The 23739-nt window shown below is 61.5% G+C and carries 19 protein-coding genes, 1 other RNA gene and 1 pseudogene; 12 read left to right on the forward strand and 9 right to left on the reverse strand.

All coding sequences use genetic code 11. The features are described from left to right. Nucleotides 1-163: 163 nt before the first annotated feature. Nucleotides 164-1579: an FAD-binding oxidoreductase gene (locus tag ACQKKX_RS04205; RefSeq protein ID WP_427569104.1), complete on the forward strand. Its 1416-nt coding sequence runs from the start codon at nt 164-166 to the stop codon at nt 1577-1579. A gap of 45 nt (nt 1580-1624) precedes the next feature. Continuing rightward, entirely contained in the window at nt 1625-5317 is a 3693-nt protein-coding gene (locus ACQKKX_RS04210) for an AsmA family protein (RefSeq protein WP_427569105.1), read from the forward strand. Between the two features lie 16 nt (nt 5318-5333). Here ACQKKX_RS04210 and ACQKKX_RS04215 read toward each other — a convergent pair whose 3' ends face one another. The 4 genes from ACQKKX_RS04215 to ssrA all read right to left on the reverse strand — a co-directional run bounded on the left by ACQKKX_RS04215 (nt 5334) and on the right by ssrA (nt 6889). Next, nucleotides 5334-5549, reverse strand: a complete 216-nt coding sequence (locus tag ACQKKX_RS04215) for a ribbon-helix-helix domain-containing protein (RefSeq protein ID WP_427569107.1) — start codon at nt 5547-5549, stop codon at nt 5334-5336. Between the two features lie 69 nt (nt 5550-5618). Then, entirely contained in the window at nt 5619-5810 is a 192-nt protein-coding gene (locus ACQKKX_RS04220) for a DUF4169 family protein (RefSeq protein ID WP_427569108.1), read from the reverse strand. Nucleotides 5811-5845: 35 nt separating this feature from the next. Next, entirely contained in the window at nt 5846-6361 is a 516-nt protein-coding gene (locus tag ACQKKX_RS04225; RefSeq protein ID WP_427569346.1) for an SspB family protein, read from the reverse strand. Nucleotides 6362-6521: 160 nt separating this feature from the next. Continuing rightward, nucleotides 6522-6889, reverse strand: a transfer-messenger RNA (tmRNA) gene (gene ssrA / locus ACQKKX_RS04230). Between the two features lie 118 nt (nt 6890-7007). On the opposite strand from ssrA, the gene ACQKKX_RS04235 reads away from it, so the two are divergent. The 5 genes from ACQKKX_RS04235 (at nt 7008) to ACQKKX_RS04255 (ending at nt 12361) form a co-directional block, all read left to right on the forward strand. Continuing rightward, nucleotides 7008-7802 (forward strand): thymidylate synthase, encoded by a 795-nt coding sequence (locus ACQKKX_RS04235; protein ID WP_427569109.1) that lies wholly within the window; start codon nt 7008-7010, stop codon nt 7800-7802. Continuing rightward, nucleotides 7799-8317 (forward strand): dihydrofolate reductase, encoded by a 519-nt coding sequence (locus ACQKKX_RS04240; RefSeq protein WP_427569110.1) that lies wholly within the window; start codon nt 7799-7801, stop codon nt 8315-8317. Before ACQKKX_RS04235 ends, ACQKKX_RS04240 begins: the two co-directional genes overlap by 4 nt. A 186-nt stretch (nt 8318-8503) precedes the next feature. Beyond that, nucleotides 8504-9628 carry an FtsH protease activity modulator HflK gene (hflK, locus tag ACQKKX_RS04245; protein WP_427569111.1) on the forward strand — a complete coding sequence of 375 codons (1125 nt, stop codon included), beginning with the start codon at nt 8504-8506 and terminating at the stop codon, nt 9626-9628. After that, nucleotides 9628-10584, forward strand: coding sequence for a protease modulator HflC (gene hflC / locus ACQKKX_RS04250; RefSeq protein WP_427569112.1), 957 nt, complete (start codon nt 9628-9630; stop codon nt 10582-10584). Before hflK ends, hflC begins: the two co-directional genes overlap by 1 nt. A 181-nt stretch (nt 10585-10765) precedes the next feature. Then, nucleotides 10766-12361, forward strand: coding sequence for a Do family serine endopeptidase (locus ACQKKX_RS04255; RefSeq protein ID WP_427569113.1), 1596 nt, complete (start codon nt 10766-10768; stop codon nt 12359-12361). Nucleotides 12362-12404: 43 nt separating this feature from the next. Here the strand turns inward: ACQKKX_RS04255 and ACQKKX_RS04260 are convergent, their stop codons facing one another. Both ACQKKX_RS04260 and serB read right to left on the reverse strand, forming a co-directional pair. Next, the gene (locus ACQKKX_RS04260; protein WP_427569114.1) at nt 12405-12977 is read right to left on the reverse strand and encodes a GNAT family N-acetyltransferase; all 573 of its coding nucleotides are present in this window, start codon (nt 12975-12977) and stop codon (nt 12405-12407) included. A 27-nt stretch (nt 12978-13004) separates the two neighbouring features. After that, nucleotides 13005-13898, reverse strand: a complete 894-nt coding sequence (serB, locus tag ACQKKX_RS04265; RefSeq protein WP_427569116.1) for a phosphoserine phosphatase SerB — start codon at nt 13896-13898, stop codon at nt 13005-13007. Here serB and miaA point away from each other — a divergent pair. Next, nucleotides 13897-14844 carry a tRNA (adenosine(37)-N6)-dimethylallyltransferase MiaA gene (gene miaA / locus ACQKKX_RS04270; protein WP_427569347.1) on the forward strand — a complete coding sequence of 316 codons (948 nt, stop codon included), beginning with the start codon at nt 13897-13899 and terminating at the stop codon, nt 14842-14844. The two genes, serB and miaA, sit on opposite strands and share 2 nt — an antisense overlap. On the opposite strand, the gene ACQKKX_RS04275 is transcribed toward miaA, so the two are convergent. Beyond that, entirely contained in the window at nt 14829-16862 is a 2034-nt protein-coding gene (locus ACQKKX_RS04275) for an ATP-binding protein (protein ID WP_427569348.1), read from the reverse strand. The two genes, miaA and ACQKKX_RS04275, sit on opposite strands and share 16 nt — an antisense overlap. Before the next feature lie 474 nt (nt 16863-17336). Between ACQKKX_RS04275 and ACQKKX_RS04280 the strand changes: the two genes are divergently transcribed. Then, entirely contained in the window at nt 17337-19124 is a 1788-nt protein-coding gene (locus tag ACQKKX_RS04280; protein WP_427569117.1) for an acetolactate synthase 3 large subunit, read from the forward strand. A gap of 48 nt (nt 19125-19172) precedes the next feature. Continuing rightward, nucleotides 19173-19745 carry an acetolactate synthase small subunit gene (ilvN, locus tag ACQKKX_RS04285; protein ID WP_427569119.1) on the forward strand — a complete coding sequence of 191 codons (573 nt, stop codon included), beginning with the start codon at nt 19173-19175 and terminating at the stop codon, nt 19743-19745. 37 nt (nt 19746-19782) lie between these two features. Here the strand turns inward: ilvN and ACQKKX_RS04290 are convergent. Further along, nucleotides 19783-20639: pseudogene (locus ACQKKX_RS04290) on the reverse strand (aldo/keto reductase). Between the two features lie 222 nt (nt 20640-20861). Here ACQKKX_RS04290 and ACQKKX_RS04295 point away from each other — a divergent pair. Both ACQKKX_RS04295 and ACQKKX_RS04300 read left to right on the forward strand, forming a co-directional pair. Then, nucleotides 20862-21731 carry an aldose 1-epimerase family protein gene (locus tag ACQKKX_RS04295; protein ID WP_427569120.1) on the forward strand — a complete coding sequence of 290 codons (870 nt, stop codon included), beginning with the start codon at nt 20862-20864 and terminating at the stop codon, nt 21729-21731. Between the two features lie 98 nt (nt 21732-21829). Beyond that, nucleotides 21830-22954 carry an ATP-dependent DNA helicase gene (locus ACQKKX_RS04300; protein WP_427569121.1) on the forward strand — a complete coding sequence of 375 codons (1125 nt, stop codon included), beginning with the start codon at nt 21830-21832 and terminating at the stop codon, nt 22952-22954. A 4-nt stretch (nt 22955-22958) separates the two neighbouring features. On the opposite strand, the gene ACQKKX_RS04305 is transcribed toward ACQKKX_RS04300, so the two are convergent. Beyond that, nucleotides 22959-23648 (reverse strand): MerR family transcriptional regulator, encoded by a 690-nt coding sequence (locus ACQKKX_RS04305; protein WP_427569122.1) that lies wholly within the window; start codon nt 23646-23648, stop codon nt 22959-22961. Nucleotides 23649-23739 lie beyond the last annotated feature (91 nt).

The raw sequence follows: 23739 nt of genomic DNA on the forward strand, positions 1-23739 counted from the left end.
CGCTCGCCATCGGACAGGCTTGAGCCGACAGCATGTCCAGCGATTTTCGAAGTCGGGAAACTGCCGGAGGCGCAGTTTCCCCCTTCAAACTGGACAAAGCCGAACGGCTCCCATACCAAAAGAGACGAGGGCGAGGCGCCCGGATAAAACAGGAAGTCTGAACATGGCAATCAGGGATGTCCGGCAGGGCAAGCGCAACGAACAAGGCATTGCCGCCGCTGTCGAGATCTTGAAGCAAAGTTTCGGCGAGCGGTTCCAGACCGGTCAGGCCTTCCGCGAACAGCATGCGCACACCACGACCTATCTGCCGTCGCAATTGCCCGATGGCGTGGTCTTCGTCGAAACCAGCGAGGACGTGAAAGAAGTCGTCAGGACCTGCGCCGCCCATAAGGTGCCGGTCATCGCCTTCGGTACCGGCTCTTCGCTGGAAGGCCAGGTCAATGCCACGCATGGGGGCATCTCTATTGATTTTTCCCGCATGAACAAGGTTCTGCGCCTGTCGCCGGAGGATCTCGATGTTACCGTCGAGCCCGGCATCACCCGGGAGGAACTGAATGTGCATCTGCGCGATACCGGTCTGTTCTTCCCCATCGATCCGGGCGCCAACGCCTCGATTGGCGGCATGACCGCGACCCGCGCTTCGGGCACCAATGCCGTTCGCTATGGCACGATGAAGGACAATGTTCTGGCCCTGACCGTGGTCACTGCCGAGGGCGAGGAAATTCATGTCGGTACCCGGGCCCGAAAGTCGTCGGCCGGCTACGACCTGACCCGGCTTTACGTCGGTTCGGAAGGCACGCTCGGGATCATCACCTCGGTAACTTTGCGGCTGCAAGGCATTCCCGAAAAGATCGGCGGCGGCGTCTGCGCTTTCGAGACGATCGAGGCGGCCTGCAATGCCGTCATCATGACTATCCAGATGGGAATTCCGGTTGCGCGCATCGAGCTTCTCGATGCAATGCAGATCCGCGCCTGCAACGCCTATTCCAATCTCGAATATCCGGAAAAACCCACGCTGTTTCTTGAGTTTCATGGCACCGAGGAAACCGTTTCGTTGCAGTCGGCGCAATTTGCCGAAATCGCCGCGGAATTCGGCGGCGATGAATTTGTCTGGACAGCCAATGCCGAGGAGCGCGCCAAACTCTGGAAGACGCGCCATAATGCCTATTGGGCCGGACGTGCGCTCGCGCCATCGCTGAACGGCTTCTCCACCGATGTTTGCGTACCGATCTCGCGTCTGGCCGAATGCGTCGCGGAAACCCAGGCCGATATCGCCGCAGAGGGCTTGCTGGCGCCGATCGTCGGTCATGCCGGCGACGGCAATTTTCACGTCCTTGTCATGTTCGACGACAAGGATCCGCAGTCGGTCGCGAAAGTCGAAGCCTTCACGCATCGTCTGGGCGAGCGCGCGCTTGCCATGGACGGCACCTGCACGGGTGAGCACGGGGTCGGTCAGGGCAAGCTCGGCCTCATGGCGCAGGAATCCGGGCCTGCACTGGCGCTGATGCAGGCGGTGAAAAAAAGCCTCGATCCGGGTAATATCTTCAATCCGGGAAAAATCTGGCATCAGGAAGACTGACGAAACCGGCGCAGAGGGAGACGGCAGGCAGTGCTTGGACGATTGATGCTCTTTCTTGGCGGGCTGGTGGTGCTGGCCCTGTTCACGGCACTGCTGGCGCCGTTCTTCCTCGACTGGTCGAGTTTCCGCACCGAATTCGAGACACAGGCAAGCCGCATTCTGGGCAAGAAGGTCACGGTGCACGGCAATGTCGATGCGCGCATCCTGCCATTCCCGTCGGTGACCATGCATGACGTGCGCATCGGCCGCGATACCGACGGCACGCCGCAGGTACAGGCCGACGAGTTTTCCATGGACATGGAACTGGCGCCCTTCCTGTCCGGCGAAGCGCGCATCTTCGACATGCGCATCGTGCGCCCCAAGGCGCGCATCCGCGTGCTGGCCGATGGCACGCTGGATTGGACGCGGGGTGGACGCGCCGATATCCCGGCGCGCAACGTCGTCCTGGAAGACGTGCATATTACCGATGCCGCGATCGAATTCATCGACGAGCAGACCGGTCGCATCCGTCACCTGACGGCGCTCGACGCCGATATGGCCGCCGCCTCGCTGGCCGGTCCCTGGCGGGCCGATGGCACCGCCAATCTGGACGGCTATGACGCGCGGTTCAATCTGTCGAGCGGCGAGCCGGATGCGGCGGCCGGTTCCGTGCCGTTACGCCTGCGTCTGTGGCCGGACCTTCAACCGATCGAGCTGCAACTGGATGGAGCGCTTGCCGTCAAGGATGGCCGGGCCGGTTACCAGGGCGGCTTCAACCTTGTCACGCTGACGGAAGAGACCGAAGAAGAGCCTGTCACCCCGCCGCCGCCGGGACCGCGGGTGCGCGGCCGGTTCGAACTGACCAATGACCGTATCCGCATTCCGGAATACCGGCTGGAACTTGGCGCCGCCGACAATCCTTACGTCACGACGGGCGAGGCGACGCTTGATACCGGCGAAAAGCCTGAATTCCTGTTGACCGGCGATGGCCAGCAGATCGACGTCAACCGCCTGACGCAGGAGGAAACCGGCGGCAAGACGGCCCGAAATCCGGCCGTTTCCGCCAACCGTCGCCTGAACGCCCTGATCCGCATGGCGGCTGCGATTCCGATCCCGCAGGTGCCGGGCAAGGTGTCGCTCAGCCTGCCCGCCATCGTGCTCAACGACACGACCATGCGCGACATCCATCTCGATCTGCGTCCTGCAAATGAGGGATGGGCGGTCGACAAGGTCGTGGCGACGCTGCCGGGGCGCACTCGTGTGGAGGCAAGTGGCAGCCTGCGGCTTGTCGACAATGCGGGGTTTGCCGGCGATATGCTTCTGGCGTCCAACCAGCCGTCCGGTCTCGCCGACTGGCTGTCGGGCAAGGTCGATCCCGCGATCAGGCGTCTGAGCTCTGCAGGGTTTTCAGCAAAGGTCGATCTTACCCCTGCCCGCCAACGGTTCCAGGATCTCGAACTGGCCATCGGCAACGCCACGCTGACCGGCAGTATCGAGCGCCAGTCGATGCCCGAGCAGACCCCCGGCCTGATGGTGGACCTGTCCGGCAACGAGATCGACATCGACGCCATGCGGGCGCTCGGATCGCTGCTGACCGGCGATGATGCCGGCCGCGACGTGCTCGATCACCGGCTCGATGGGAGGCTGCGGGCCGATCGCCTTACCGCATTCGGCATGACCGCCAACGCGGTCGAGACCGCCTTCACCTTTGCCAATGGCGCGCTGTCCTTGGACGAACTGACGGTCGGCGATCTTGCCGGTGCGCAGATCGCCGCAAGTGGGCGCTTTGAAGGCTCGCTCCTGTCCTATACCGGTGGCGGCACGGTAAGTCTAAAATCCGGTGATCCCTCTGCGTTGTTTGCCCTTATGCGTGACAGCCTGCCGCGCAACCCGGCCCTGACACGGCTCGCCGAAAGTGGCGGGTGGTACGCGGAGACCGAACTTAGGGCTGATCTTACCCTCGGCGGCAATGTCAACGGTGTCGCCGCCAAGGTGGCAGGCAGCAGCAATGGCAGCCGTATCGCGGCCGACATTCGCCTGCCTGAACTTTTCGATCTGACGGGCACCGACGATTTCGATGTCAGCGCGGTGGTTGAAAATGCCAGCGCCGCCGTGCTGTTCGGTCAGGCGGGGCTCGATCCGCTGCCCTTCGATGTGGAAGGCGATGGCCGCCTGACACTTCATGCCAGTGGCAGCGGCGACAAGCCGGTAGCGATTGATCTCGGTTATGGTGCCGGTGGCACCACCCTGTCGGCAAAAGGTGAGGTCAGCCTTTCCAGCCAAACTTTCGGCAACGGCAATGTCGCTCTTTTCGCCGAAAGCCCCGACCTGGAACCCTATCTGCTGATGCTGGGCACCGGCATGCCGCGGTTCGGTGCAGGTCTGCCGGCCAGATTGTCGGCGGATATGCGGGTCAGCCCCGAGACCGTCACTCTCGCCGGCCTGCGCGGTACGCTATCGGGCAACGCCGTCGAGGGCGAAATCAGCATCGATCGGATGAACCCGGAGCTGCCTGCGACCGGAAAGATCTCTGTCGATACGCTCGATCTGCCGTGGTTGGCGGAGGCAATCTACGGGCCGGTCACCGATCCCGAAACCGGCGCATTGACGACGCGAGATTTTTCCGCCCCCATTTTCGGCGGCAGCGATGTCACGCTTGATCTGAAGGCCGCAAACCTGCGCAGCGACGTCACCGCGCCGGTGACGGATTTTTCCGCACGTCTTGTCCATCGAGGCGGCAGCCTTACGCTTGAGGATGCTGCGGGAACTTGGAACGGGGGGCGGCTTGCCGGACGTCTCATGATGTCGAACGGGCAGGGTGTCGGCATTTTCCAGACACGCCTCTCGGTTGCCGGTGCGGATCTCGCGCCGCTGATGTGGCTGTCGGGCAGGGGGACGCCGGTCGCGACCGGCGGGCTCGGCTTTGATCTCGTCGCGGAGGCAACGGCCAAAAGCGTCGCTGATCTGCTTCGGTCGGCCAGTGGTTCAGGACAGGTGCAGCTTAAAGGCCTCACCATCGACGGCCTCAACCCGTCAATGTTCTCGCCACTTCTCGAAAAAGCCGACGGGATCACCGGCGAAGTAACGGAAGCCAGGGTTGAGCCGCTTGTGGAGCAGCTTGTCCATGCCGGGAAGTCTCCTGTCGGCGACGTTACCGTTCCTTTCACCATGAGCAATGGTGAGGCACGTGCGCAGAACATCACGGCTGGTGATGGTCCTGCCCGGTTCAGCGGTGCCCTGCGGCTGAACTTCCCGGACAATACCATGGCCGGCGATATTGCCATCAGTTTCGATGCCGGTGACGAAGCGCTCGCCGGTGGCGATGCGGCCTTGAGACTGGTTTATGCCGGCGCCATCGACGCGCCGACGCAAACCGTTGATGTCGGCGACATGGCCAATTTCCTGTCTCTCCGGGCTTTCGAAAAGGAGCGCCGGCGGGTCGAGACGCTTCAGGCAAGCGTTCTCGAAAAGCAGCGCCTGCGCCGCGAGGCCGCACTTTATTCGTTCCGGGAAAACGAGCGCCGCATTGCCCACCAAAAGGCAGAGGCCGAAGAACGCGCGCGGCTGGAGGAGGAGGCTCGCCTTGCCGCCGAGCAGGAGCAGCGCCGTCTTGCCGAGGAAAGGGCGGCGGCGGAGCGGCGGCGCGCCGAAGAAGCGCAGCCGCGTCTTACCGTTCCGCCGACGGGGGATGCCATCGGTGCGCCGCCTGCCGATTTCAACACTCTTGATTTTCAGAACCTGCCCGGCGTGCAACAGTAACAGGCCGGCGCCGGTATCAGTTGCTCGCGCCCTTGAGATGCCGCAGCACATGCAGTCTCAGCGCGGACGACAGATTGCTACCGGCCACGCGACCGTCATCGATTTCCGCAATCAGCGCGGCGACGCTTTGCTGACGCGTCTGCGCGATGGCCTTGAGTTCGCTCCAGAACTCGTCTTCCAGCGTGAAGCTGGTACGGTGCCCGTGCAGCGTTGCGGAATGTTTGCGGATCATGGCATCGTACTCGCACAGGAGACTGATCGATCGGCATTCAAGGCATTCATGCGGTTTCGGGCGGCGCGTTCAGGCGTCACCCTCGGGCCTGTCGAGCTTCTTCTGGTCGAGCGCCCGCTCGGCCTTCTCGTTCAGCGCCTTGGTCAGCGTCTTTTCGGCCTTCGTACGCCCGAAAGTCAGGCGGTTCTGGTCCGCCTGACTTTGCTTCTCGGCCCGTGCCTTGTTCTTGCGGACCTGACGCAGGTTGACGATATCGGCCATGCGGGTTCTCCGGATCGGCTAAAGCCGCCGAGCAATCAGTGCTTCTTGCGGAACGAATCGAGCGAGACTACCGAACCTTCCTTCTTCGGCTCGTCCGACTTGTCCTCAGCGCTGCCTTCCGCCGGCTTGGCGGCGGCATCGACCGGATAGGCGGTGATTTCCGCAGAAGTTTCGTTCTCGTCTTCATCCGTCATCGGCACCTCGAACTCGAGCTCGAAATTCACGGACGGATCGTAGAAGCCGCGGATCGCGTTGAACGGGATTACCAGGCGCTCGGGCGTGTCCGAAAAGGACAGACCGATTTCGAACTGGGCCTCGTTGACCTTAAGGTCCCAGAACTGATGCTGGACGACGATGGTCATCTGCTCGGCATATTTCTGCTTGAGATGCTGCGAGATGCGCACGCCCGGTGCACCGGTCAGGAAGGTGATGAAGAAATGATGCTCACCGGGAAGCCGGCCGGTCGTGGCCACTTCGGACAGAACCTTGCGGATGACGCCGCGCAGTGCGTCCTGCGCCAGAATATCGTAGCGGATATGATCCTGCCCCATCGGCCTGTCTTCCATTCGTTGTCGTCTTTTCGTGATCCGTTGTGTTTGCCCGTTATAGGCCAGCGCAGGGTGAGGGAAAAGCCCCGCCAGGTCCCGATTTCCGGCATTCTACAAAATTTAAGGCGCAAGGAGAAGCAGGCGCGCAATCGAGGGGAGTTTGAGTGGAGGTTTCTGTTGCCAGGTACCTCCGAACCCCGCCTTACGGGGCTAACCGTAAGGACTTAGAGCGGAATTCCCGCACCGCCATTAGGCAGCGAGAGCGTATTCCTTAGCGTTGTTGTCGTTTGCAACTACACTTGTGACCCGATAACGGCGGTATCATGCCGAGCAAAAGTACGATCTTTACACCCTTGTCGATCCTATTTCGCCCCCATCAAAAGCCGGTCCTTTCGACCGACCGGTTTTTGGTGGAGGCGCCGGGTACCGCCCCCGGGTCCAATAGGTTTATTACACCGACCATTTATCGCCATATCCGGACCGAAGTCCGGCACGGCTGATATAGGTGTTTGCGCGCGCGTTGAAAAGAGGTCTTGTCATCATACCGTAATGACCGTGGAAAAGGGCGGCCATATCCGTCAGAATGATTGGTCCCCGGCAAGCATGCTACTATGTAGGTCCGAAAGACAGGAATCGGCGGCCAGCGACCATGAAACAATATCTCGACCTTCTGCGGCATGTGATGGAGACCGGCAGCGACCGTGGTGATCGTACCGGCACCGGCACGCGTTCCGTTTTCGGTTACCAGATGCGCTTCGACCTCGCAGACGGCTTTCCGGTTCTGACCACCAAGAAACTGCATCTGAAATCGATCATCCACGAACTCCTGTGGTTCCTGAAGGGCGATACCAATATCGCCTATCTGCAGCAAAACGGTGTGCGCATCTGGGATGAATGGGCCGACGAGGACGGCGATCTGGGCCCGGTCTATGGTTACCAGTGGCGGTCCTGGCCGAAGCCCGACGGCGGTCATGTTGACCAGATCAGGAACCTGATTGAGGGGCTGAAGACCAACCCGAATTCGCGCCGCCACATCGTGTCAGCCTGGAACCCGGCACTGGTGGACGAAATGGCGCTGCCGCCGTGTCACTGCCTCTTCCAGTTTTATGTTTCGGACGGCAAACTGTCCTGCCAGCTCTATCAGCGCTCGGGCGACATCTTTTTGGGCATCCCCTTCAACATCGCGTCCTACGCTCTGCTGACTCTGATGGTGGCGCAGGTGGTCGGGCTTCAGCCCGGCGAATTCATACACACGCTGGGCGATGCGCATATCTACTCGAACCATTTCGAACAGGCGCAGCTGCAGATGACACGGCAACCGAAGGCGCTGCCGACCATGCGCATCAATCCCGATGTCCGGGATATCTTTGATTTTCGTTTTGAGGATTTCTCGCTCGAGAATTACGAGGCGGATGCCCATATCAAGGCGCAGGTGGCGGTGTGAGCAGGGTTCCCGTCGCCATTTATGTCGCAGTGGCTGCGAACGGTGTCATTGGCCGGGCTGGAGACATGCCCTGGAAACTGTCGACCGATCTCAAGCGCTTCAAGGCGATGACCATGGGCAAGCCGTTGGTGGTCGGGCGCAAGACGCTGGAATCCTTTGGCGGAAAGCCTCTACCGGGAAGACCGCATGTTGTCGTCACCCGCAACGCCTCTCTGGCGATTGCGGGCGCCGAAACGGCGCCGTCGCTCGAAGAGGCGCTGAAGCGGGCGAACGAAATCGCGCTGCAGAGCGGCGCTGAGGAAATTGCGGTGATCGGCGGCGGGGAAATCTATCGTCAGGCGTTCGAACGCGCCGATATTCTCTACGTCACCCATATCGAGGCGGAGATTGCCGATGGCGATACTGTCTTTCCGGCCATCGATCCGGCCGTGTTCGAAAAGGGTGAGGAACAGGTCGTTCTTGCCGGGGAAAAAGACAACTATCCCACCCGCTTCGTCATCTATCATCGCAGATGATCGCGGCTTGACGGCTTTCGATTTCTAAATTGCTCCGAACCCCTCTGAAACCTGCTTCGAACACCGGGAAGTTATTGAGCGCGCGTTGAAACCCCGTGTTGCGAACCCTATAACGGGCTAGATCGGGAAATGTGCGGGGGAATTCGCGCGCCACCGGCATTTGAGATTATCAACAAAGAGGTTTTGATGCCCTGGAGCAATCAGAATGGCGGCGGCCCCTGGGGGGGTGGCGGCGGAAATAACGGCGGAAACAACCAAGGCGGTCCTTGGGGGCAGGGACCGAACCGCCCGCGCGGCGGCGGGGGCGGCAATGGCGGCCCTCCCGATCTTGAGGACCTGATCCGGCGCAGCCAGGATCGTCTGCGCGGCGCCATGCCTGGCGGCTTCAACGGTGGCGTGTTTGCCATCCTGGCCCTGGTGGTCGTCGCGTTTATGGCCTTCCAGTCCGTCTATACGGTTCAGCCGGATGAACGCGGCGTCGAGCTGCGTTTCGGCAAGCCGAAAGACGAGATCGCCATGCCCGGCCTGCATTTTCACATCTGGCCGTTCGAGAGCGTCGAGATCGTCAAGGTCACGGAACAGCAGCAGAATATCGGCGCGCCGCGCGGCTCCAACACCAATGCGGGCTGGATGCTGACGGGCGATCAGAACATCGTCAACGTACAGTACTCGGTTCTGTTCACCGTCAACGATCCGAAAGCCTATCTCTTCAACATCGAGACCCCTGCCACGACATTGCAGCAGGTCGGTGACAGCGCCATGCGCGAAGTGGTCGGACGTCGGCCTGCCCAGGACATTTTCCGTGGTGGCCGCGAATCGATCTCGACGCAGGTGCGCGACATCATTCAAGGCACGATGGACCGCTACGGTTCGGGCATCTCCATCAACGCTGTTTCGATCGAGGATGCATCTCCGCCGCGTGAAGTCGCTGGCGCTTTCGAGGAAGTGCAGAAGGCAACGCAGGCCGAAGACCAGGTGAAGGAAGAGGCCAACCGCTACGCCAACCAGAAGCTGGGTGGCGCGCGTGGTCAGGCGGCCCAGGTCCGCGAAGAGGCGTCGGCCTATCGCGACCGCGTCGTCAACGAGGCGCAGGGCGAAGCCCAGCGTTTCGTCTCCATTTACGATCAGTATCGCAACGCGCCTGAAGTCACCCGTCAGCGTATCTTCATCGAAACCATGGAAGGCGTGCTGAAAAATTCCAACAAGGTGATCATCGAAGACGGCAAGGGCGTCGTGCCTTACCTGCCCATCAACGAACTCATGAAACAGCCGACCGGTGCAGCGGCAGCGACGCAGCAGGGGGCAAACTGATGGTATCGAACAAGTTGCCTGCTTTCCTGATCGCCCTCGGCGTTCTGCTTTTCATCGCCTATTCGTCGCTGTTCGTGGTCAGCGAACGCGAGCAGGCCATCGTCATCCGCTTCGGTGAAATCCAGTCCGTGAAGAGCGAGCCTGGGCTTTACATGAAACTGCCGTTCGCCTTCATGGATGCCGACCGCGTCCAGTATATCGAGAAGCGCGCACTGCGCCTCGATCTGGAAAATATCCGGGTTCAGGTCAATGACGGCAAGTTCTACGACGTTGACGCCTTCGTTGTATATCGGATTGCCGACGCACGTCGCTTCCGCGAAACCGTTTCGGGTGATCGCAGCTCGGCCGAATCCCGTCTGCGCACCCGCCTCGATTCCGGTCTTCGCCGTGTTTACGGCCTGCGCGGGTTCGAAGCCGCCCTGTCGGAAGAGCGCGTATCGATGATGACGGAGATCCACCGCGATCTCAATATCGCCGCCGAATCGCTTGGCGTGCGGATCGAAGATGTCCGCATCCGTCGGACTGACCTGACGCCCGAACTGTCGGAACAGACATTCAGGCTGATGGAATCCGAGCGTCTGGCCGAAGCCGAACTGATCCGCGCCCGCGGTAACGAAGAAGCCCAGCGCCGCCGTGCCATCGCAGACCGTCAGGTTGTCGAACTGGTGTCGGAAGCGCAGCGCGATTCGGAGATTATCCGAGGCGAGGGCGACGCGGAACGGAACCGTATCTTTGGTGAAGCCTTTTCGCGCGACCAGGATTTCTTCCAGTTCTATCGCTCTATGCGCGCCTACAATTCCGCGCTGAATGGCACCGGAACCACGATGGTTCTGTCGCCGGACTCCGAGTTCTTCCGGTTCTTCTCCAATCCGGACGGCAATCAGGCTCCGGGGCAGACGCCCAGTCCTGCGGCGCCAGCAACCGGCGGGCAGACACCGGCAGCCACCGGCAACTGATGGCAGACGAGTAAATTTGAGGGGCGGCTTTCGGGCCGCCCCTTTTGCATTGCGCACAGTTTGGACCGGCGCACTGTTCATGGGGATGGAGCGCGCTATCTCACGAAAAGGTAATTTCCCCGGTCTTCATTCCGCCTTATGCTTCTGGTCCAGATAAGTCGGGTTCTCAGCGAGGATATAGATGGCTCGTTCCTTTCGATCGTCCTTGAAACGATCCGTCGCGGCCGGGGCCGCGCTTGTCATGCTCTCGGGCGCGATCGCGACGCCGTCCGTCTCCTGGGCGCAAAGCCCGGCAAGACCGGCCGCGCCCTCGCTGGCACCGGTGCCCGGTGCCGGGCCTGCCTCGGTCGCCGACCTTGCCGAAGGCTTGCTCGATGCGGTCGTCAACATTTCCACATCACAAAGCGTCAAGAATGACGGCGATGGTCCGCAAAAGCCCGTCGTGCCGGAAGGCTCTCCCTTTCAGGAGTTCTTCAACGACTTCTTCGACGGCGACGGCAAGGGAGAAGGAAACCGCAAGGTCAATTCGCTCGGATCTGGCTTCGTCATCGATCCGGCCGGTTTCGTCGTGACCAACAACCACGTCATCGAGGGTGCCGACGATATCGAGGTCATTTTTCCGAACGGCGACAAGCTGAAGGCACGGCTGATCGGCACAGATACCAAGACCGATCTTTCCGTTTTGAAGGTGGAACCTAAGGCCCCGCTCAAGGCCGTCCGTTTTGGCGATTCCCGCAGGATGCGGATCGGCGACTGGGTGATGGCGATCGGCAATCCCTTCGGTCTTGGCGGATCGGTAACGCTGGGGATCATCTCGGCGCGCGGACGCAACATCAATGCCGGCCCTTACGACAATTTCATCCAGACCGACGCATCCATCAACAAGGGTAATTCCGGCGGACCGCTCTTCAATACCAGGGGCGAGGTCATCGGCATCAATACGGCGATCATCTCGCCGAGCGGCGGGTCGATCGGCATCGGTTTTGCCGTGCCGACCGAACTGGCGGAAAATATCGTCAAGCAGCTGATCGAGTTCGGCGAGACCCGTCGCGGCTGGCTTGGCGTGCGTATCCAGCCGGTCACGGACGACGTGTCCACCAGTCTCGGCCTGAAGGCGGCGCGCGGGGCTCTGGTTTCCGGCGTCATCAAGGGCGGACCGGTCGATAACGGCTCCATTCGTGCGGGCGATGTCATCCTTACCTTCGACGGCAAGCCGGTGAAGGAAATGCGCGACCTCCCGCTTGCGGTGGCCGAAAGCCCCGTCGGCAAGGAAGTCGATGTCGTCGTCATGCGCGACGGCAAGGAGCAGACGGTGAAGGTGACGCTCGGGCAGCTCGAAAACAGCGCGGAACCAGAGCAGGATGCCGGGCAGCCGGTTCTGCCGGAGAGTGAGAGCGAGGACATGGAGCCGGACGACGATACGGATCAGAGCCAGGCGCCGGAGATCAAGCCGCCGGCTGCGGCCGGAGACAGTGTTTCGCCGGCCGGCCTCGGTCTGGCGCTGTCGTCGCTGGGCGAAGAGCAGCGTCGCAGTTTCGGCATCGGCGCCGGCGTCAACGGCGTGGTGATCACGGCGGTGGAGCCGAACACGGCTGCAGCGGAAAAAGGCTTGAAGACTGGGGAGGTGATTGTCGAAGTCGGTCAGGACGCCGTCAAGAACCCCGATGACGTCACCAAGCGTGTTCAGTCTTTGAAGAGCGAGGGGCGTCGATTCGCTCATATGATGGTATCGGATGCGAAGGGCGAGTTGCGCATCGTGGCGGTGCCGCTGGAATAGGCGTCAGCCATAACGAAGCGTGTGAAGGCCTGCTGGCGACCCGTCAGCGGGCTTTTTTCGTCGCCTCGGCCCACAGTTCCGCTGCCGCCGCGTAAACCACGTGGTGTTTCAGATGCGGGTGGCTGGCAGGCACGCGCGGATGGTCGAAGTCCAGCCATGGCTGCCGCTGCATGCCTATCCGTTCCATCACCGCCGTCGAGCGGCGGTTCGCCGCAACGGCGAAGGATACGACGGCCTTGAGGTCGCGGGTGATGAAGGCGTCGTCCAGCAGCGCCCGGGCCGCCTCGGTAACATAGCCGTTGCCCCAGAAGCGTGTGGCAAGACGCCAACCGATCTCGACCATGCCTTCGGGAAAGATGTCGGGCAGGTTGGTCGGCGAAAGGCCGCAAAAGCCGATCGGTTCATCGTCCTCCTTCAGGGCGACGGCGTAAAAGCCCAGCCCGGTCTCGGTGATCATGCCGTTGAGCTTATCGAGCACGGCGTCCGATTCCGCATGCGTGCGCCGGAAGGGGAAGAATTCCATCACTTTCGGGTCGGCATTGATCTCGCGAAACAGGTCGCGGTCCGAGGGCCGCCAGTTGCGCAGGATGAGGCGTTCGGTCTCCAGGATGATCACGCGCGCCTCCGTGGCTGCTTTGCGGGCTTATGCGGGAGCGACAAAGTCCGTCCTGCGGTATCCCTGGATATAGAGAAGGGCGGTCAGGTCGCCATGGTCGATGCGGATCCTTGCCTGCGCAGCCACCGCCGGCTTGGCATGTAATGCGACGCCGGAACCGGCAAGGCCGAGCATGCCCAGATCGTTGGCACCATCGCCGACGGCCATGGCATCGTCAGGCGTGATGCCCAGCGTGTCGCACAGGTCGACAAGTGCATCGATCTTGGCCTGCCGGCCGAGAATCGGTTCGGCCACAGTGCCGGTCAGCACGCCATCCTCTTCAAGGAGGATATTGGCCCGGTTCTCATCGAAGCCAAGCATGGCGGCGACCCGGCTGGTGAACACAGTAAACCCGCCGGACACGAGTGCCGTATAGAAACCCTTTGCCTTCATGGTAGCGATCAGATGCCCCCCACCCGAGGTCACCGTGATGCGCCGGGCAATGACATCGTCGACGACGGTGATCGGCAAGCCCTTGAGCAGGGCGACGCGTTCGCGCAGAGCCGGCTCGAATTCGATCTCTCCGTTCATGGCGCGCGCCGTGATCGCTGCCACCTTTTCCTTCAGCCCGACTTCTGCGGCCAGTTCATCGATACATTCCTGACCGATCATGGTGGAATCCATGTCGGCAAGCAGCAGCTTCTTGCGGCGGGTCTCTGCCTGCTGGATGACGAGATCAATGGCAGCATCGGCAATGACGTCCCGGATAGCCGCCTCGCAGGCGTCGAGATCCGCGTCGTCACGCAGGGCAAGATCGCAGGCAATCCCGTCCGCCAGCCAGTATAGACCTGCAGCATTGGCCGCTGCGGCTGCGCGTTCTCCCAATGCCGCGCTCAGAATGGGGTTTGACGGATGGGCAATGAGCGTGGCAACGAAAGCCATGATGAGCGACCTTGTGGACGATTTCGACGCGATCCTGATAACCGGGCCGACGGCCAGCGGCAAGTCGGCGCTCGCCGCCACTCTGGCAAGACAGCATGGCGGTGTGGTGATCAATGCCGACAGCATGCAGGTCTATGACACGCTCCGCGTGCTGACCGCGCGTCCCTCCGACGCCGAAATGGAGGATGTGCCGCATCTTCTCTACGGCCATGTTCCGGCCCTTGCAGCCTATTCCACAGGCGAGTGGCTGCGCGACGTAACAGCCTTGCTTACGAAGCTGCGCGAACAGGGACAGATGCCGATCCTGGTGGGAGGAACGGGGCTTTATTTCAGGGCGCTGAGCGGCGGTCTGTCGGACATGCCGGTCATCCCCGACGCTCTGCGGGAAAACCTGCGTCAGCGTCTGTTGCAGGACGGGCCGGCTCGCCTTCATGGCGAATTGGCGAGATGCGACCCCGAAACGGCGGCGCGCTTGCAGATGAATGACGGACAGCGGATCGTGCGGGCCCTTGAAACCCATATGCATACCGGACGCTCGATCTCGTCTTATCAGCAGGCCAGCGGTCCGGTCGTTATCGATCCGGCAAGGGCGAAAAAGATCGTCGTGCTGCCGGAGCGGACGGTTCTATACGATCGCATCAACCGGCGTTTCGAAATCATGCTGGCAAGTGGCGCGATCGAGGAAGTCCGGACGCTGATGGCGTTGCAGCCGTCGCCGGATAGTCCGGTCATGAAAGCGATCGGCGTGAAAGAGATTGCCGAGATGCTGGCCGGACGCATGGACCGGCAGGCGGTTATCGAGCGGGGTTCGGCGCTGACGCGCCAATATGCCAAACGTCAGATGACCTGGTTTCGCAACCAGATGGACGAGACCTGGGAACGCTGGCCGGGTCCCGAAGCAGCGCTTCGCGGTGAAACCGGCCGCGCCTCTCAATCCTTGTCGTAGAGGCTGCTGAGCGGCTTCTTGAACAGACTTTCGCGCGTCGATCCAACGGTATCCGATCGGCCGAACTGGGTCCGGACCTGGGAAGTGTAGTCCGATCCACCTTCGCGGCGGATTTCCGCAAACCGGCTGAGCCGTGGCGGTTCGGCATCCTGAGGCGGTCGGGGCAGCATGTCGGGTCGGTAGGGTTCGAGATCCTCACCGGACGACAGATGATCCGGTGCCAGGGACGGCAGGTCCTGCGCGCGCAGTTCGCTGGTCCAGCGGGCAAGCTCGGCATCGCTGGCACCGTCATCCTCGGCATCGTCGAGATAGGCGTCCGTCTGCACCTGCGAGAAGCTCTGAGCGCTGACGCTGCGTTGGAAATTGCTGATGTCCGGGCCGGACACCGAGCGCATGCGCGAGACGACGGAGCGCAGATCGACAGTGTCGGGCGTATCGTCGCCGGCCTGATGAGCGGCGGTGACACCGTTGGCCTTGGGCAGATAGTTCTGCGAGACGCGGGTGAATCGCATGCGCATCGGCACGGTGATGGCTTCACCGAAGGCAATCGCCTCGCCATTGCCGATCGACGACAGAAAGCTCGTGGTCGAGACCGAGGAGTTCGGGATGGCCGAACGGATGATGTCCTGGTCGTTGTCATTGGCGAGCCGCATCGCAAACACGGTCGAACATTGCGACAGGATGGTCTGGTCGAGTTCGCCTGGGCGCTGGGTGATGACGCCGAGCGACACGCCGTATTTACGGCCTTCCTTGGCGATACGGGCGATGGCCTGTCTGGTCGGCACGAAGCCGAGTTCACGGTCGGCCGGCACGTAGCGGTGAGCCTCTTCGCAGACGACCAGCATGTGAATGGCGCCATTGCTCCAGAGCGCCAGTTCGAACGACATGCGGCACAAGATTGAGACGACAGAATTGACGACTTCCGACGGGATGCCCGCCAACTGGAAGGTAGAGATCGGCCTGTCATCGCCCGGGATGCGGAAGATGTGGGCGATGGTCTCCATGATCGTGTCCTGGATCGTATTGTTGGAGAACATGAAGTGGTAGCGCGGATCGTTGATGGCCGAAGTGACGCGCATCTTCAGCGAGCGTAGCACCGGCTTTTCGCTGCGCCCCTCGAGCCGCCCGATCCGCTCGTCGATCAGGGCGAGAAGGTCGGCCATGCGGTAGGGGACGGGCGTGTCGGCGGTCACCGAACTTTTTTCGGTGGTGCGGCGCATCAGTGAGGATTCGCTACCGCGAAAGGCGCGTTTGGCCTCGGGAATGATATCGCGCAGGATGTCGAGTTCGTCGGGCACAGGCGTGCGACCGCGGAAAACCACTTCGGCAAACTCTTCCAGGCGCATCAGCCAGAACGGCAGGTCGAGCGTGTCGGTGTCGATGACTACGGACTTTTCGGGAAAGGCGGCGGCGAATTCGTTATGCGGGTCGAGGATCAGGACGCGCAGTTTCGGATCGGCCTCGATGGCCTTGTTGAGAAGCAACGACACGGCGGTCGATTTGCCGACGCCGGTTGAGCCGACCACGGCGAAATGCTTCGACAGCATCGAGGGAATATGAATGGTCGCGTCGATCGCCTCGTCCTGCGTCAGCTTGCCGATGACGCAACTTTCGGACTGGCCGGTATCGTAGATGCGGACAAGGTCGGCCGCGCGGATCCGGTGCGCGATGGCGCCGAGATAGGGGTAGCGGCTGATGCCGCGCGAGAAATCTTCGCGTCCATCCGGGCTTACGCGAACTTCACCGAGCAACTCGACCTCGATGCGGAATTCGTTGTCGGCGCCGTCGATCCATTCGTTCTTGTCGGTAGACATGGAATAGGAAATCGCGACGACGCGATTGGTGCCGACGCTGATGGAAATCAGTCGACCGACGGACCAGAGTTCGGTCAGCCCGGTTTCACCGTTTTCGGCAACCGCGGCAATCGTGGCATGTGCGCCATTGCAGGCAACGACGCGTCCAAGCAGTCTGTTGCCGGGCCTGTCTCCGTCACGACGCTCCTGCTCGCCTGCCGTCATCGCCTGATGAAAGTCATTGTTCCGCACTACTTGGCCCCTATTATCTGCATCGGGCTGAAACGAACGTTCTATTACTTTCGAGGTTTCCCCCTTTAATCTTGGGGGAGAGTAGCGCACGCAGCTTAATAAGGCGTTTCAATAGGTTGTCGCAAACGAACTGTCTGTTTCTTCTTGGAAGACAGCGGTAGGCGCTATTTTTCGTGCCTTTGCGCGTTGACGCCTGATCGGATTGTCGTTAACACTTTGCACCATGAAAATCTCGATCGCTCTTATTGTGGTGGGAACGCGCATGGGCAGGATGGTGTAACCATCCGGCGACAGCCACCCATGCGCGGAAAGACAGGCTCCTCAAGGGGCCTTTTTTTATGCCTTGTTTCCGGTCGGCGCAGCCAGACCAAGCGGATCGGACGCACCAATGCCAGTAGCAAGCACGGTCATTGCAAAGATGAAGGCCGGCTATCAGGAGGACAGGACATGACGGATACGGCAGACAACGGCAACCGGATGACAGGCGCCGAAATCGTGCTTCGCGCGCTCAAGGACAATGGCGTCGAGCACATTTTCGGCTATCCCGGCGGTGCCGTTCTTCCGATCTATGACGAGATCTTCCAGCAGGACGAAATCCAGCACATTCTCGTCCGTCATGAACAGGGCGCCGGCCATGCGGCCGAGGGCTATGCCCGCTCCACCGGCAAGGTCGGCGTCATGCTCGTCACTTCCGGTCCCGGCGCGACCAACGCAGTGACTCCGCTGCAGGACGCGTTGATGGACAGCGTTCCGCTCGTCTGCCTGTCCGGTCAGGTTCCCACCACACTGATCGGCTCCGATGCTTTCCAGGAGGCCGATACGGTCGGCATTACCCGGCCCTGCACCAAGCACAACTGGTTGGTCAAGAATGTCGATGACTTGGCGGGCATCATTCACGAAGCCTTCCGCATCGCCCAGAGCGGCCGCCCGGGTCCGGTCGTCGTCGACATCCCGAAGGATATCCAGTTCGCCACCGGCACTTATACGCCGCGAGCAGAAACGCCGGCCGCGAAAAGCTACGCGCCCAAACTGGACGGCGATCAGAACGCGATCCAGGCCGCAGTGGAGCTGATGGCATCGGCGCGCCGGCCGGTTCTCTATACGGGTGGCGGCGTCATCAATGCCGGTCCGCAAGCCTCCAGGCTGCTGCGCGAACTGGTGGAACTCAGCAATTTCCCGATCACCTCGACACTGATGGGTCTGGGCGCCTATCCGGCATCGGGCAAGAACTGGCTCGGCATGCTTGGCATGCACGGATCCTACGAAGCCAACATGACCATGCACGATTGCGACGTGATGGTCTGCATCGGCGCGCGCTTCGACGACCGCATCACCGGCCGGTTGAATGCGTTTTCGCCGAATTCACGAAAAGTCCATATCGATATCGACCCGTCGTCGATCAACAAGAACGTCCGCGTCGATATCCCGATCATCGGCGATGTGGCGCATGTTCTGGAAGACATGGTCCGGCTGTGGCGGGCTCTGCCGCAAAAGCCAGACAGGGCGCAGACGGCAGAATGGTGGTCCTCGATCGACACCTGGCGTGCCCGCAAGTCGTTCTCCTACAAGAACTCGAACGACGTCATCATGCCGCAATATGCGCTGGAGCGGCTCGCCGAGGCAACGAAGGGGCATTCGACTTACATCACCACCGAAGTCGGCCAACACCAGATGTGGGCGGCGCAGTTTTTCGGTTTCGAGGAGCCGAACCGCTGGATGACCTCTGGCGGTCTCGGCACGATGGGCTACGGCCTGCCGGCAGCGCTTGGCGTGCAGGTGGCGCATCCCGACGCTCTCGTCATCGATATTGCCGGCGATGCCTCGATCCAGATGTGCATCCAGGAAATGTCCTGTGCCATCCAGCATAACCTGCCGGTCAAGATCTTCATTCTCAACAACCAGTATATGGGCATGGTGCGTCAGTGGCAGCAATTGCTGCACGGCAACCGTCTGTCGAATTCCTACACCGAAGCAATGCCCGATTTCGTCAAGCTGGCGGAAGCCTATGGCGCGGTCGGCATGTATTGCGACGACCCGAAGGAACTCGACGGCAAGATCGCCGAGATGATCGCCGTGAAGGCGCCGGTCATCTTCGATTGCCGCGTCGCCAATCTCGCCAACTGCTTCCCGATGATTCCCTCGGGCAAGGCCCATAACGAGATGCTTTTGCCGGATGAGGCGACCGACGATGCGGTTGCCACCGCCATCGACGCGAAGGGCCGCCAGCTCGTCTGAGACGAGCCGGCATTGCTGACAGAATTTTCACGGAAACGGACCCAGATCATGAATGCACATCAGCAACCGACCGGCTCGGCCTATTTCATCGCCCCGGAGACGGCCAAGGTCGAAAGTCACACGCTATCGGTTCTCGTCACCAACGAACCGGGCGTGCTTGCGCGCGTCATTGGCCTTTTTTCCGGCCGCGGCTACAATATCGAAAGTCTCACGGTGTCGGAGACGGAACACGAGTCGCACCTGTCGCGAATTACCATCGTGACCAATGGCACGCCGCTGGTCCTCGAACAGATCAAGGCGCAACTGGAGCGGATCGTGCCGGTCCACCGCGTGGTCGACCTGACGGTGCGGGCCGGCCAGTTGGGGCAGGAGCGCCCGATCGAACGGGAAGTGGCTCTGATCAAGGTAGCCGGCGCCGGAGAAAGCCGCGCCGAAGCGCTACGTCTCGCCGATGCGTTCCAGGCGAAGGTCGTGGATGCGACCGTTGGTCATTTCATCTTCGAAATCACCGGCAAATCCTCCAAGATCGACCAGTTCGTGGCGGTCGTGAAGCCGCTGGGCCTGATCGAAGTCTGCCGTACCGGCATCGCGGCGATGAATCGCGGGGCCCAGGGCATGTAGTCGCGCGCGGCAGCGTCGCAGCCGCCCGCCTGACGCGTCAGAGCATTTCGAGCGGCCTTGCCTCAGTTGGGGCCGGGAATATCGCATTGAGTTTTTGCCATTCGTCGTCCAGCAGGCGCAGGGCGAGTGCCCGCACATTTTCCTCGACATGCGCTTTGTTGGAGGCCTTCGGAATGGCGATCACGCCAAAGTGCTGAAGGACGAATGCGAGAGCCACCTGTGCGGGCGTCGCCTGATGCGCCTTGGCGATCTCGACGAGGGCAGGATGGTGCGCGAGGCGGCCCTGTTCGATCGGCGAATAGGCCATGATCGGAATGCCGTTGCCGACACACCATGGCATGAGATCATGTTCAATGCCCCGGCGTCCCAGATTGGGAGGACCTGATTGACCGCGCAACGATCGCCATGCGGGACAGAAAACAGTTCTTTCATGTCGGCAGTATCGAAATTCGAGACGCCCCAGTTTCCGATCTTGCCCTGTTTGACCAGCGTCTTGAAGCCCTCGACCGTTTCGCCAAGCGGATGGCTGCCGCGCCAGTGAAGAAGGTAGAGGTCGATGCGGTCGGTGCGCATGCGCTTGAGGCTGCGCTCGCATGCCGCGACGACGCCCTCGCGGCTGGCATTTTGTGGATAGACTTTCGAGACAAGGAAGACCTCGTCGCGCCGGCCCTCGATCGCTTCGCCGACGACTTCTTCCGCTCCGCCATCCCCGTACATTTCGGCAGTATCGATCAGCGTCACGCCGAGATCGATGGCGTAACGCAAAGCTTCGATCTCAATGGCTCGGTCGCGGGCGCTCTCGCCCATGTTCCAAGTGCCAGCGCCGAGGGTGGGTACCACTGTGCCATCCGGTAGGGAAACGACGGGGTTGAGTGTTTTTGGTGTCTGGGGCATCGGATGTTTCCGCTTTCGTCTATCCCATGGACATGGGGCGAGGTGCGAGCCATGTCCAGCATGGAAACTTTTATTGACCCTGTCTGCCGGCAACCTTCTTTACAGCCCCCTACCATTGCCCAGCATTCGTGCCATCGCATTGACCTTCGTCGCGCAGCGCCGTGGCTGGCAAAAGGAACGATTGCCGCTAAGTTCGCTCTCAGTCGAATCGAGGAGCGTGTGATGAGCCAGGCGGTGCGGATCGGAAATGAATATCTGACGGTTGACGTCTCGCCGCTCGGCGCAGAGATGCAGGGCTTGAAGACCAGGGACGGCCGGGATTGGCTCTGGAACGGTGATGCGCAATACTGGACCGGCCGTTCGCCCGTGCTGTTTCCGATCGTCGGCAAGGCGCCGGACGATCACATCGAGATCGACGGTCGCGTCTACCCGATGGCCCAGCACGGTTTTGCCCGACGCACGACGTTCGATCTGGCGGCATCGACCCCGACCATGTGCCGTTTCGAGCTCAAGGCCTCCGACGTCACCCGCGCGGTCTATCCGTTCGATTTCCTGCTGGCGGTCGAGCACGCGGTCGACGGCACAAGATTGACGGTGGCGGCCGAGGTGGAGAACCATGGCGAGACAGACATGCCTTTCGGCATCGGTTTTCATCCGGCATTCCTTTGGCCCTTGCCGGGAGGGGAGGGCAAGCCGCATCAAGTCGTGCTCGACAACGGTGCCGAGCCGGCTCTGTCGCAGCTTGAGGGCGGTTTCATCCCGCACACGCTGATGGACTCGCCGTTCGAAGGCGGACGGCTGACGCTGCGGCCGGACATGTTTAAGGCCGATGCGCTGATTTTCCCGCAAGGGGCGGGTGAGGGCCTGACCTACGGGGCGGAGGGCGGTCCGCAACTGCATTTCACATTCGAGAACCTCCCGAACCTGGCGCTGTGGCAGAAGGTGGGCGCGCCCTTCCTTTGCGTCGAGCCCTGGCACGGCATGGCGGCCCGCGCCGGCGCAGGCGCCGAGCTTTCGGCACGGCCGTCCACCACCGTTCTCGTGGCAGGCGAAAAGGCCCGCTTTGCCTTCACCGTGGAGATGCCTGCATAGTTGCCGTCGGGCTAACCGTGGCATGACGGCGCGGCCCATTTGATCCTCTTTCGTTCTTTTCGGTTGCTTTGCCGCGCAGAATCCTGCCATGTCGCGGCATGCAGTTTGCTCCGCAACAGGATGAGGCCCTCAAGGCCGTTTCCGACTGGCTGAAGGCCGGTCGCAGCCCGGTTTTCCGCCTCTTCGGTTATGCCGGCACCGGCAAGACGACGCTGGCTAAACATTTTGCCGAACATGTCGATGGCGACGTGCTGTTTGCCGCCTTTACCGGCAAGGCGGCGCAGGTCCTGCGCTCGCGTGGCGCCAGCAATGCCAAGACCATTCACTCGCTGATCTACCGTCCGCGCGGTGAGGAAGCCGTTGAAGACGAGGATACCGGCAAGACTTCGATCGCGCCGATGTTCTCGATCAACCGCCAGAGCCCGGTCGCCAAGGCGGCGCTGATCGTCATCGACGAATGCTCGATGGTGGACGAGGCGCTGGGACGCGACCTGATGAGTTTCGGAACGCCCATTCTCGTGCTTGGCGATCCCGGCCAGTTGCCCCCTGTTTCCGGCGGCGGCTTCTTCACCGATCAGGAGCCGGACTATCTGCTGACCGATATCCACCGCCAGGCCCGCGACAACCCGATCATCCAACTGGCCATGCAGGTTCGCGAGGGCAAGGAGATCATGCATGGCGACTATGGCACCGCCAAGGTCATTTCCCGCAACGACGTCAGCCAGGATCTGGTGCTCGATGCCGATCAGGTCCTGGTCGGAACGAACAGGACGCGCAAGCGCTACAACCAGCGCCTTCGTCAGTTGAAGGGGTTTACTGCCGATTACCCGCAATCGGGCGACAAGCTGGTCTGCCTGCGCAACGATCAGGTCAAGGGGTTGCTCAACGGCTCGCTTTGGCAGGTCATGAGTTCGTCACGGGAAACGGTCAAGCCCGGTATCAACCTGATGATCCGGCCCGAAGACGACGACATGGATCGCGGCGCCGCCAAGATCAAATTGCTGAAACAGGCGTTCGAGACCGAAGAGGAAATTCCCTGGACGACGCGCAAGCGCTACGACGAGTTCGATTATGGTTATGCGCTGACCGTGCACAAGGCACAGGGTTCGCAGTGGAACAATGTCGTCCTGTTCGATGAAAGCTGGGCGTTCCGCGATACCCGCGAGCGCTGGCTCTACACGGCGGTAACCCGTGCGGCGCAGACGCTCACCATCGTTCGGTGAGCGATCAGTTCGGCAACATGCCCGCCAGGATGGCCTTGGCGGCCGCCTGGTAGCGGTTGCCGGCGTCGAGCTTGGTCATGATAGCATTTTCGAGTTTCTGAAGGTCGCCGCTGCAGATGCCGAGCGCAAGCGCCAGGCTGCCGCCCTTGTAGCCTTCGGTCATCAGGCCAAGGCAGCGCTTTTCCAGATCCGACAGGCGGGCCGGCGGCTCCGATACGGTCTGTACCTGTTCGCTTTCATGCTCCGGCGTCATCAGCGTGCGGATCTGCTCGACCCTTCGGGTGACCAGCGCCACCTCAGCCACCAGTTCCCGACGGCGGGCCGACAGTTCGTGGCGAAACACGGTATCGGCCTCTGACTGGGACCCGGTCTGCGACAACCGCTCCATGAGATCCTGAATCGCGCTCAAAGACATGCCGATCTCGCGACAGGTGTTGATGACCATCATCCGCAGAATGCAATCCGCGTCATAGACGCGCATCGTGCCGGCACGCTCTGGCACGAGAAGTAGTTTTTCCTCGTAGAAATGCAGGGTTCGGTGTGTCACGCCGAACAGGTCGGCCATGTCGGCAATCGGCAGCGGATGCGGCGGGAGCGCATCCATGCCCGTCAGCCACGGCAGATAACCTGTCGCCATGACCGGCAGATGGGGCGGCACTGCAGGTGTGCCGAACAGATCGAAAGCGGCTCGCATGATACTCCTTCGTCGCGCGAGACAGATGCCGGCTTATGCGCGGTCACCATTCAATCCCTCCCTGCTTGCTTCCGAATCGCCGGAACCGCAG

The sequence above is a fragment of the Neorhizobium sp. NPDC001467 genome, from assembly GCF_050275975.1.
In the GTDB taxonomy this organism is placed as follows: domain Bacteria; phylum Pseudomonadota; class Alphaproteobacteria; order Rhizobiales; family Rhizobiaceae; genus Neorhizobium.